This window comes from Pseudomonas cichorii, assembly GCF_018343775.1.
Lineage (GTDB): Bacteria > Pseudomonadota > Gammaproteobacteria > Pseudomonadales > Pseudomonadaceae > Aquipseudomonas > Aquipseudomonas cichorii.
Window position 1 is genome coordinate 124,838 of sequence record NZ_CP074349.1, and the last position, 11,872, is coordinate 136,709.

7 protein-coding genes and 1 pseudogene are annotated in these 11,872 nt (G+C 57.2%); 3 read left to right on the forward strand and 5 right to left on the reverse strand.

All coding sequences use genetic code 11. The features are described 5' to 3' along the window. Positions 1–182: 182 nt before the first annotated feature. Positions 183–2,105, forward strand: a complete 1,923-nt coding sequence (locus KGD89_RS00590; RefSeq protein ID WP_025257886.1) for a methyl-accepting chemotaxis protein — start codon at positions 183–185, stop codon at positions 2,103–2,105. Positions 2,106–2,141: 36 nt separating this feature from the next. Here KGD89_RS00590 and KGD89_RS00595 read toward each other — a convergent pair whose 3' ends face one another. Then, a complete protein-coding gene (locus KGD89_RS00595) occupies positions 2,142–2,768 on the reverse strand; it encodes a hypothetical protein (protein ID WP_025257887.1) in 627 nt (208 codons plus the stop codon). Positions 2,769–2,999: 231 nt separating this feature from the next. On the opposite strand from KGD89_RS00595, the pseudogene KGD89_RS00600 reads away from it, so the two are divergent. Then, a pseudogene (locus KGD89_RS00600) lies at positions 3,000–3,925 on the forward strand (glycosyltransferase family 2 protein). After that, positions 3,894–4,037 carry a hypothetical protein gene (locus KGD89_RS00605; protein ID WP_162883715.1) on the forward strand — a complete coding sequence of 48 codons (144 nt, stop codon included), beginning with the start codon at positions 3,894–3,896 and terminating at the stop codon, positions 4,035–4,037. Before KGD89_RS00600 ends, KGD89_RS00605 begins: the two are co-directional and overlap by 32 nt. Here the strand turns inward: KGD89_RS00605 and KGD89_RS00610 are convergent. From KGD89_RS00610 to KGD89_RS00625, 4 genes are all read right to left on the reverse strand, one after another. Further along, complete coding sequence (locus KGD89_RS00610) at positions 4,003–8,376, reverse strand: glycosyltransferase (RefSeq protein WP_025257890.1); 4,374 nt, start codon at positions 8,374–8,376, stop codon at positions 4,003–4,005. The two genes, KGD89_RS00605 and KGD89_RS00610, sit on opposite strands and share 35 nt — an antisense overlap. Further along, positions 8,373–9,722, reverse strand: coding sequence for an ABC transporter ATP-binding protein (locus KGD89_RS00615; RefSeq protein ID WP_025257891.1), 1,350 nt, complete (start codon positions 9,720–9,722; stop codon positions 8,373–8,375). Before KGD89_RS00615 ends, KGD89_RS00610 begins: the two co-directional genes overlap by 4 nt. Then, entirely contained in the window at positions 9,712–10,542 is an 831-nt protein-coding gene (locus tag KGD89_RS00620; protein ID WP_038399720.1) for an ABC transporter permease, read from the reverse strand. Before KGD89_RS00620 ends, KGD89_RS00615 begins: the two co-directional genes overlap by 11 nt. An 82-nt stretch (positions 10,543–10,624) precedes the next feature. After that, positions 10,625–11,668, reverse strand: coding sequence for a glycosyltransferase (locus tag KGD89_RS00625; RefSeq protein ID WP_236249428.1), 1,044 nt, complete (start codon positions 11,666–11,668; stop codon positions 10,625–10,627). Between the last annotated feature and the right edge of the window lie 204 nt (positions 11,669–11,872).

Genomic DNA, 11,872 nt, shown 5'->3' on the forward strand with positions numbered 1-11,872 from the left:
TCAAGCTTTTGCGCCCGCCTGTGTGAATGAAAATTTGCGCACTTATAAATGGCCTGTAGCCATCCTTTCTGTTATTCATGTAATCATCTGTATCAATTTGCTGGTTCGATCCGCCCACTCACTGGACAACAGGTCGCGGTTCAAAGCGCCCGTGCGAGCGTTCAGGAAATCGAAGGAATGTCATGAATACATGGTTTGCGAATATCAGTGTGAAATTGAAACTGGCATTGGGCTTTGGTGCGGTGCTCGTCTTGACGTGCCTCATGGCTCTGACGGGCTGGAGTGGCCTGGGTAGCCTGATCGAGCGTAGCGATCGTGTTGCCGACATCATGGGCCTCAACGCCGACATGAGTGAGCTACGCCTGAGGCGTTTGCAATACGTGACCGAGAACGGCGATGAAAAGATGGGTGATGTCGCTCAGGGCCTTCTCAACCATCTCAAGGAAAAGCACAACACACTGCTGGGGCTTTTTACCTATCCGGGTAATCAGGAAAAGCTCCAGGAGATGGGCAAACTTACCGCCGACTACCAGCAGTCGTATGACCGGATGCGTGAGGCTTACCGCTCCGATGCTGCGTTACGTAAAACCATGGGTGTCCACGCCGTCAAAGGTGCAGAAATCATCGGCAGGATCATCGACGACGTGCTCGCCATGTCGCCGGATGACGAGCGACGTTTCGGGCGCTATCAAGCGATTATGAAAGCCAAGGAAAACCTGGCCCTGATTCGCTATGAAGTGCGTGGCTACACCGGCAACCCCAACGAAACCACGGAAAAGAACGCCTACCGCCAGCTCGAGACGGCCCTGCAAGGCATGGAGCCTCTCAGGGCTGCTTTCAATGGCAGCTATGGTGACGAATTCAAGCAACTGGAAAGCTCAATTGTCAGCTATCGCCAGGCTGTGGATAACTTCAAGGCGGCGAATACGGCGATCGGAACGGCTCGCAAGGAAAACACCGCACAAGGTGTGGAGATGGCCAAGGTCAGCGAAGCGCTGTATCAACTCCAGGCTGTTCGTGGTGCTGAAGACAGCGCCCATGCCCGCAACATGCAGATCGGCGGCACCGTGCTGGCTCTGGTTCTGGGCATTCTGGCGGCGCTGATTATCACCCGCCAGATCACCAGTCCCTTGCAGGACACGCTGGTTGAAGTGGAGCGTATCGCGTCGGGCGATCTGTCACGCAACATTGCTGTGACGCGCCGCGATGAGCTGGGTGTTCTGCAACAGGGCGTACAACGCATGAGCGCAACCCTGCGCGACCTGATTGTCGGGATCCGTGATGGCGTGACTCAGATTGCCAGTGCTGCCGAGCAGTTGTCGGCAGTGACCGAGCAGACCAGTGCCGGGGTCAACAATCAGAAGGTCGAAACCGATCAGGTGGCCACGGCCATGAATGAAATGTCGGCCACCGTCCAGGAAGTGGCGCAAAACGCCGAACAGGCTTCCCAGGCTGCATCCAGTGCCGACCGCGAAGCCCTCGATGGTGACCGGGTCGTGGGTGAAGCGATTGCTCAGATCGAACGCTTGGCTTTGGAAGTGGGACGCTCGGCTGAAGCGATGAGCGAGCTGGAGCAGGAAAGCAACAAGATCGGCAAGGTCATGGACGTGATCAAGGCTGTGGCCGAACAGACCAACCTGCTGGCCCTCAACGCGGCCATCGAGGCGGCGCGGGCCGGTGAAGCAGGCCGTGGGTTTGCGGTAGTGGCTGATGAAGTACGCGGTCTTGCACAACGTACCCAGCAGTCCACCGAGGAAATCGAGAGCCTGGTGGCCGGCCTGCAGAACGGTACTCGTCAGGTGTCTAGCATCATGCTCAACAGCCGCGAGCTGACGGCCAACAGCGTCACGCTCAGCCGCAAGGCGGGTGCATCATTGGGTAGCATTACCCAGACCGTCTCCACGATCCAGGCCATGAACCAGCAGATTGCGGCGGCCGCCGAACAGCAGAATGCCGTGGCCGAGGAAATCACCCGCAGCATCATCAATGTGCGCGATGTGTCCGAGCAGACGGCTTCCGCCAGTGAGGAAACCGCCGCTTCCAGTGTCGAGCTGGCGCGTCTGGGCGTTCAGTTGCAGACGATGGTCAGCCGCTTCCGGGTCTGACAGGCAGAGCCCGGGACTTACGGGTCCCGGGGCTTTTCAGTTGAGCCGGTTGATGGTTTCAACGTACTGGTTGACGGCTATCTGGTCGGCCTTGCGTCTTCCGGCTTCGAGAAAGGCCTGGAATTTCTCGCTCTCGAATAACTGATCGACTTCCTGACGAATCTTTTTCTGAGCGGAATAAGGTATGACGGCAACGCCCTCTTCCACTTCATAGGCATTTTCCAGCACTTCGACCAGCTTGGAGCGAAGTTTCCCCATGCCCCGGCCACTGGCAACCCGCTTGTAAGTGGACAGGAAAAAGGTTTCGCCACGGCCCGGCCCCTTTTTCGGAACATAGGCGACGGCACACAGGCCGGCCCCACTTCGCTTGCGCCAATGCGCCGTAGCACTTTCGCTCAGTTGCAGGACGTCGTCCCGCATCCAGGCATAGCCACTGTGGATCAGGTGAATGATTGCAGCATCCAGGGCACGCCGTGTTCCGCCAAACCGCAAATCGGTGAAGCGTGCCGAGACCAGTATCTTTTTATTTTTCAGGACGCGAACGATCCAGACCCGACCTCGTGTTTCACGAGTGATACCGCGTGGAACGCTATAGGTCACATCATCGACGATCTTGTCGTAACACCTGAGTCCTGAAATGTCGATTTCAGCGGGTGTATTCATGGGTGTGATCAGCTGTACCAGTGGGAAGTTAAATACCGAGAAGTAGATAAAAGCATGCGTCAGTAACACGTTCGTTACTGTCAGTAAAGTTAACAGTATTTCATGAAACTGTTAATTAACCCTGCAACTTTCATGGCGCAGTCATTGAGATGGAATTCTTCGGGCTGCTGAACTTTACTGTAGCGCATCAGCCGTGTCCGATAACCCTTCTGCGACGCTCAGGCAAACTTCATGACGACTCACGATCTCATTACTCCTGTGCTCAGGACTGCTGTCGTTATCCCAAGCTTCAAGGTAAAAGACCACATACTGGATGTTATCGCCGGAGTGGGTGAAAGCGTCAGCCGGATTTATGCAGTGGATGATTGTTGCCCCCAGAGCTCCGGCCATGAAGTCGAACAGCACTGTACGGATCGGCGGGTCAGGGTGATATTCAACCCCGTCAATCTGGGCGTCGGAGGCACGGTCAAGGTGGACGGCGACGGGCATATGGATCCGGCGTTGATTCCCGGCTTCATCGCGCCGATACAGAGTGGCGAGGCGGACTATACCAAGGGCAATCGCTTCTTCAATCTGGAAGAAATATCCCGCCTGCCCGGCCTGCGTATTTTTGGTAACACCACACTGTCCCTGATGAATAAACTTTCATCGGGATATTGGGAATTTTTCGATCAGACCAACGGGTATACCGCTATTCACAGTGATGTTGCCCGGCACTTTCCGATGAACAAGATCAGCCCGCGTTACTTCGTCAAAACCGACATCCTGTTTCGTCTTGGCACTCTGCGCGCCGTGGTGGTGGATATTCCAATGAGTGCCCGATATGGTGATGAAGTCAGTAACCTCAAGGTCTCGCGATTCTGGGCGAGTTCATTGGCAAACACCTGTGCAATATGTTCAAGCGCCTGTTCTACAACTACTACTTGCGGGATATGTCACTGGCGTCCTTTAAACTTCCCCTCGGTTTGCTTCTGCTGATATTCGGTACTGTCTTCGGGATCTTTCATTGGGGGCTTTCCCTGCGCACCGGTATTGCGACCTCGCCCGGGAGCTCTAGCATGGCGATCTATCTCGCGGCGCTGGCCTGTGTGCTGGGAATCTCCATCGGCCAGGTACCTCTTCAAGATGACGGCGCAGACGTTTCGTCAGAACGGTGACCTGCTCGACCCGGTCATGCTCGGCTGGTTTTTTCTGTCGCTGTTCCTGTACAGCATTCGTCCGGGATTTGTACTGATCACTCTTCCTGGCGTGGAGGCCAGGCCAGGCTGAAGTCCAGTTGCTCCAGTGTCAGGTTCGGGTTGTAGGCAGGATCGGTTTCTATCTCCGGCCAGCGTGTGTGCATGTAAGCCACTTCCTGGCTGAAACGCGCCTGCTTTTGCGGGGAGTCTTCAAAGCCACGGGTTGCCGATTCGTGATGGTACAGCTCGGCAAAAGGGGTCCACAGGTTCATGTACCCGGCCTCTTTGACCCGCAGGCAGAAATCGACGTCGTTGAAGGCTACCTTCAGGTTCGTCTCATCAAGGCCGTTGACCTGCTCGAAGATGGATTTGCGAATAACCAGGCAGGCCGCCGTCACCGCCGAGAATTCCTGAATCAATACGGCACGCCCGAAATAACCATGTTCACCTCGGGGCAGGAATTTATGCGAGTGATTGGCTATACCGCCAATGCCCAGAATGACGCCGCCATGCTGCAGCCGGTCATCGGGAAACCATAACCGCGCGCCCACTGCTCCGACCTCCGGCTGCAAGGCCAGGGCGACCATTTCATCCAGCCATTCGGGGCTGATGACTTCGATATCGTTATTGATCAAACCCACCAGTTCACCGCGTGCCAGCCTGACGGCCTGATTGTTCAGCGCGGAATAATTGAAAGGGCCGTCATCCCTGAGCACCATGATGTTCGGCTGTTCGCTGAGGTGCTCGAAATACGCCAGGGATTCGCTGTCGTCGGAGCCGTTATCCACCACGATGATTTCATACGGGCCGTAGTGGGTCAGGTTCTGGATGCTGTCGATGCATTGTTTGACCAGTGAGCCAGCGTTGCGGGTCGGAATGATCAGGCTGACCAGAGGGTTGTGCTTCGGCAACCGGTAATGCACGCGGTACATCCCGATGGGCAGCAACTCGGTCCAGCCAGCGCGCCCGGTACGTTGCAGGTGTTCGTCCAGGGCTTTTACGCCAGCCAGGGCGGCATAGGGTTTTTCATCGGTCGCCATGGCGGTGCTGCCGGCGTGAATGCGCCAGTGATAGAGCACGCGGCTGATATGAATGATCTGTTCTCGGGAAAGCTTTTCGCTGCAGCGCAAAGCCAGGTCGTAATCCTGCGAGCCCTCGAACTTCACCCGGAAGCGACCCACCTGCTCGACCAGATCGCGCCGATAGACGCCAAGGTGGGAAATCATGTTCTGCGAGCGGAACAGGAATTCGTTCCAGTCAGACTTGAAGTAAGGCGCACTGCGTTGTCCCTTTCGGTCGATCTTGTCTTCGTCCGAATAAAGGATGCCGACATCCGGGTGCTCGATGATTTTGCGGGCCACCCAATACAGCGCGTGCTCGGGCAGCAGATCATCGTTGTCCATCAGCGCGATGTATTGCCCCCGGGCGATATCGAGAGCCGAATTGCTGGCCTCTGAAATATGCCCGTTGGTGCTGCGCAATATGACCTTGATCCTAGGGTTCTGCCGTTCTGCCTGCTTCAGGAACTCCTGCACCGCCGGGTTACTGGAAGCATCGTCGGCAATGCACAGCTCCCAATGGGGATACAGCTGGTTTCTGATGCTGTCGAGGGCTTCGCGCAGCAGGTCCAGCGGTGGGTCGAAGACCGGCATGATGACCGAAATCAGTGGCGGACTTTTCCAGGTGTCGATGTGCCGGGCGATTTCCTGGCGGTCATCGTCATCGAGTGTGTCGTACTGCCTGATCCAGGCTGCATAGTCATGGCGGTCCGGTGTCGGCTCGACCTCAACCCTTTCAGGCCCTGTGCTCGTGTCATTCAGGAACCAGCGCATCCGCGCCAGCAATCCCAGCAGACCATGCTCCTGCAAGACGCGGGCGGCCCGATTGGCGGTTTTCCTGAAACCGCCGCCCCGACGCACCAGTGCTGGCAGATGCCTGGAAAGCTTTGTCAGGCGACGGGCCGCAATGACCGAGTGGCGCAGCGGCGCTGCCAGCCTGCGGCTATAGGAACCTTCCAGCGCGCGGATACGCAGGTTCAAGGTATGGATGCGGGTGTCTTTTTCAATCTGCTGATTGAGCAGTGCGCTTTCCAGATCCGCTATGAGTGCCTCGCGGCCGTTGGTCAGGTGCGCATGGTCATTGAGCAGGCGCTCGACGGTCTGGACAGTGTGTTGTTTGCCATCGGAGACATTCTGCTGGATCAGGTAAGTGGTGCTCTCCAGCTCATTGATGCGCAGGGCCAGGGTCTGCATCTGCTCATGCAGAGGCTCGAAGGCTGTTCGCAGCGAAGACTCCTGCTGAACGGCCCAGTTACGATTCTGGTTGATGCGCCGGGCGATCACTTCATCGGTGTAGAGCACCAGATCCAGTCTCAACACCAGGCCGCGCAGGTCGGTCAGTTGCGACAGGTCTACCGGCAGCTCCAGATAAGGATCATCGTCCAGGCAGACAAACAGCACGGACAAGCCTGACTTTTCGATTTCCATGAGGCCCGACACCGAAGGCAGCGAAGCAATATCGCCATCCCAGGACCAGATTTCGGTCTGCGCCTTGAGGATCCGCAAGTTATCCACAGAGAAGGAAATATGGCGGTCCACAGGATCAAGCCTGAGCCTCTTGGGCGGTGTTTTCAGGTTTTTCAGGGAAAACTGCAACTGTTGATGGCCGGGCAGGACCTCGATGTCCAGGGCATGATCTTCCCGAAAGTTGCCAGCCTCATCGCTGTAGTACAGCTTGGCCAGAACCTTGGATTGCACGGGCTCGGCCCGTGGATTGATGATCTGCTCGGGCTCCCAGTTCAGGAAGTGGTCGGCTCTGATGCCGGTTACAAAGGCCTGGAATTCTGCCTCTTTTTCGATGAAGGCTTCCAGCTCCGGCAACGGCATTTCCAGACCCGCATGGCGCAGACTGTGAATGATGAACTGACGTCGGGTCAGTGGCATGACGCCTGGGCAGAACGGCATGGCGCTGGCGATCAGCAGCAACAGGGCGCGAATCAGCAGATGCCCGAGCAGCACGCCCTCCTGGACATCCCATTCGATATCGATCAGGGCCGGGCGGTTTTCAGCGTCGAGCAGAATGTTGTGCGGCACCGCATCGATAAACAGTCCGGGCAAGCGTTCGTCGAGAGTGTTCAGAGTGGCTGTATGGCCTCGTTCTTCAAGCAGGGTTTCGAGTGCCTTCAGATAACGCGAGATGAACGCCCCGAAGTCCTTGAGCGTCCAGTCGGGTGCGCTGGCGATATTGAGGAATTGCTGGCTGAGCGCCTGTCCGCGTCGATATCGGTCGACACGGGAAAGCACATGTCGGTAAGCGCCCTCTTCGTCGATGGCTGTTTCTGCGCGCAAGGGTTCATGTCGCACCTCGATGCCGTCGTCCGTTTCGATAAACAGCGTTTGCTTGCAGTAGCCGGGTTTTCTGCTGACGTTGTAATGGCCTGCAAGCATGTCGGGTGGCACAACGTTGGACGTCGAGGATGAGGCGGCGACCAGAAAGGAATTGGCCAGCTCCATGCCCAGGCCGTTGCTGACGATCACCGGCCAGGCCCGCTCCAGGTTGAACAAGGGCGCGCTGGGTAACTGGGGGTCTTTTCTGGCGTTCTGCCAGGCCAGTGCTGCGGCATCGAAGCTGCCCAGCTCAAACCCGCGCTGGGTGACGATGGAGTTGGGCAATTTGTAATCAGGCATCGGAAACAGGAATTGCGAGCGACTGAAGCCCGCCTCTTCAAGAAGCGCCATCAGGCTCTTGCGGCCGAACGTTTCGGGATCATGGTCGCTGTAGCGACCTTCGATGCCATACATCGGGCGATTGAGATGATCTTCCGGTGCGCCGGCGAAGTACTTGAGCCCCAATTGGTTTTCAATGGCGAGCAGCAGCACACCATCGGGTTCCAGCAGGTCTTTGACCCGTTTGAGCATGTTCAGGGCTGCATCGGGTTGCTGGCTGAACATGCTGGCGTATTCGAGAACGCCGATCAGGGTGACGACATCGAAACGATGGAGCGGATTGAACTGGTCGAAGCGCTCGGCGACTACGGTGACGTTGTCCAGATCCCGTGTGCGGCTTGCAGCTATTGTGGCCCGGCGCACACTGCCTTCCAGGCTCAGCACGCTGGCGCCGCATTCCCCCAGATAACGGCTGATGGCGCCACAGCCTGCGCCGATTTCCAGTACTCGTCCTGACAGAAGGTGGCTAAAGGGCCGCAGGATATTTCCACGCGCCCGGCCCAGGTGGTACAGCGACGGCCAGTCCGTGCAATGCCTGCTCAGTTCGCTGGACAGCACCGACAAGTCCACGGCGTCACGGATGATCTGCGCCAGGCGCTCTTCGCTTTCGTCACCGTCGTTGTAGGCAAGCCCCTGATAGTCGGGGCGCGCCCATACCCGGGTGGTTTTGTCCTGGCGATAACCGCGTTGTTCTAGATCGATCATGGGTGGTTTACCTGGTCGAAATCCATCGTGACGGCAAGATCGACCAGGCCGAACAATGTGCTGGTCGGGGCGACAACGAAGTGAATGGAGTCATAGCGGCGGTCATGGGGAACGATGTCTTCCCCTTCGCGGGAGGCGACACCTATCGAGATGAAGTAGTCGCCACTGGCCAGGCGGTTGGTGAATTTCATACAGGCCTTGAGCCGTGATCCGCCGTTGTACAGGTCCTGGCTGGAGGCACAGCCCAGCAGGTAAGAGTTGGTGCCGTAGACGGTGACGCCTTCCTTGGTCTTTATCGTGAAACCCAATACGGGGTTGCTGATCGTGCGGTTGAAGCAGATGGCCAGGTGCAGCACCACCTCGTCACCCGGCTCGATGCTGGTGGGGAATTCGCGACCATTGGCCGCCAGGTGAAAGTCCTGGAGGCTGGCGGCACCATCGCCCCAGCGATATTCATGGGGGTTGAAACCGGCACGCGAGCTGTAGGCGTCGTGCTCGAAGCTCAGGACGGGGTCGTGATCATTTCGGGGTGTCTGGAGTGAAGCCTGTTGTTTCGGCAGCTCAGGCTCGACGCGCCGGTCGCGACCGAACAGCAGGTCCATGTAGCGATTGATGACCGGTCGCGAGGCGCCGATCATTTCCACATGGCCCCGATCCAGCAGGATCGCCCGGTTGCAGTGGGTCACCACCTGTTCGCTGGCATGGGTCACCAGCAGAATGCTGGTGCCGTTCTGCTTCAATTGCCGCAGCCGCTCGAAGCACTTGGCTTGGAACTTCGCATCGCCCACCGACAGGGCTTCATCGACAATCAGCACCTGCGGATCGACCTGGGCCTGGACCGCAAACGCCAGGCGCACCGCCATGCCGCTGGAGTAGGTCTTGACCTGCTGATCGATGAATTCGCCGATATCGGCAAAGTCGGCAATGGCACTGAAGCGCCGGTCGACTTCTTCGCGATCCAGGCCCAGCACCGAGGCATTCAGATAGACGTTTTCCCGGCCCGTGAACTCAGGGTTGAAGCCCGACCCCAGCTCCAGCAACGCCGCCACCCGACCCTGGGTCTGGACCGTGCCGCCCGTGGGTATCAGGGTGCCGCAGATAATCTGCAGCAAGGTCGACTTTCCGGATCCGTTGCGCCCGACCACCGCGACCGTTTCGCCTTTTGCGACTTCAAAATCGATATTGCGCAGCGCCCAGAACTCCCGGCCATAGGTTCTGGCAGGCAGCCCCAGCATCGACTGCACTCTGGGGACCAGCGAATGCAGCAGCCGGTCCACGGGTTTGTCGTAGGAATAAAAGCACTTGGAGACATCGCGCACGCTGATGGCGATTTCATCAGAGGACATCGGCAAACCCTTTGCGAGTTTTTTGAAAGAACCCGAAGCCCAGCGCCGCGAACCCGAAGCCGATCAGCATCGCCAGTGCCAGGCTGTCCCATTGCGGCCAGAGCCCGAACAGCAGGACGTTGCGGCTTTCTTCGATGATGTAGGTCAGCGGGTTGAGCTTCAGCCAGGGTTGATAAACCTCCGGCAAGGCAGCCACGGGATAAAGCACGGGCGACAGGAACAGCAGCACGGTGGTCAGTACGCCAATGAATTGCCCGACATCGCGCAGGTACACGCCCAGCGCAGCCAATAGCCAACTGAACCCGAGGGTTGCGATCAACAGCGGGAGCAGGACCAGCGGAAAGGTAATGGCAGTCGCATACAACGTATGAGTGAGAAGGAATTGCGCCAGCAGCAGAACGGTCAGGCTGATCAGCGTATGAAAGACGGCTGAGCCCAATGTCACCATCGGCAGGATTTCCAGCGGGAACAGGACCTTCTTCACGTAGTTGCTGTTGGAAATAATCAGCGAAGTGGACCGGTTCGCGCATTCGGCAAACAAGCCATGAACAATCATTCCCACGAACAGCAGAATGGCAAAGTTTCCCTTGCCGGTTTCCTGCCCTGCCCAGCGGGCCTGGAATATTTCGGAGAACACGAAGGTGTAGACCGCCAACATGAGCACGGGATTAAAGAACGACCAGGCAATCCCCATGACCGAACCACGGTAACGCCCGATAACATCGCGTCGGGTCATCGTGAGAATGAGCTGGCGGTGATTCCACAGGCTGCGAACGAGCGCCACAGGACTTGCGGCGGGGACCAGATGGGGGTTGAGCATTTTTGCTCCGATGCCCCTTTTCGCGAATGAATTCGCTCCTATCCCTTCACCGTAGGAGCGAATTCATTCGCGAAGAGACAATTCACATCACATTAATGAGGACGGCTATCAGCAATCCCAGATTGCCCAGCCTTGTCTGTCGGTAAAGATCGGTATGTCTGAAACTTGCCAGGCGTACGGCAATCGAGGGAGAACGCAGGTTCTTGAGCTGTTCCAGCAAGTCGCGGCTATCGTCGGTCAGATACAGGGTGACCGCTTCCAGTGCGGCGATATGGGTGGTGTTCCAGTCCCTGAAGCGTCCTTTGAACAACTGACGGATGCGCACGATCCGTGCTTTCCAGCCCGCGTTCGAGCCCACCAGATTGCTGTCGTGCTGGCGATAACGCACGTAAGGGGTCGGGTCGTAGCGCACCTGCCCGCCGACGCCGGTGACCAGCAGATAGGCCCACCAGTCATGGGACACGATATCCAGTGACAACAGCGTCAGATGCTCAGTGGCATCCTGGAGCAGGCAGCGTGTCGCGTGGTTGAAGACCATGGTGTTGCCGCCGCCGATGTTCTGCACCAGTGCATTGGCGAAGGACGGCGGTCGCTGAAACAGCGGTGAGCAGCCAAGCACTTCGCCCTGTTCGCTGATCAGTCTGGTGCGCCCCAGATAAATCGCCGGCTCGTCATGGGGAACGCTTTGCAGCCAGTCGACGGCCACCTGCAACTTGTTTTCGTCCCAGATATCGTCCTGATCACACCAGGCATAGAAGTCGGCCTGCAATGTGCGATTGTGGGTAAAGGACAGAAAATTGTGAGCGAACCCACAGCCAGGCCCACGCCACACTTTTATTTTCTCTGCTCCCCACAAGTCCTGATAATGATTCGCTATATCCAGGGTTCCATCACTGGAACCATCGTCCGATATCGCAATGAACCAGGACGTCCAGCGCTGGTTTTTTATGGAGTCCAACTGTTGGGGTAAAAAACGCTGGCCATTGAACGTGCACAGCAGAATGGCGACTTGTGGAGAATCATGGTGTTGCGGTGTGCCGGATAACGGTGATCCTGAACTTTCTTCAAAGATGGCTACCGCCTCTGAAATCGCTTCAGCGGCATTCAGTGTTGTGGGAGGCGTCAAACCTTCAGTGACAAGCGAACTACCATGAATATGATTTGAGCGTCCTTTTGCAGGATCGTCGATCATTTTCAGGGCCTGGGAATCGGGTGGCCGTTTACTGCTGTAAGCCAGTGTGGCAGGCCGTTGGATACAGGGCCTTTTGAGGCGATGGGTGGTTGATATTTTTATTATTCAATCAATAAAAACAGTCGTGCTGTTTCATGC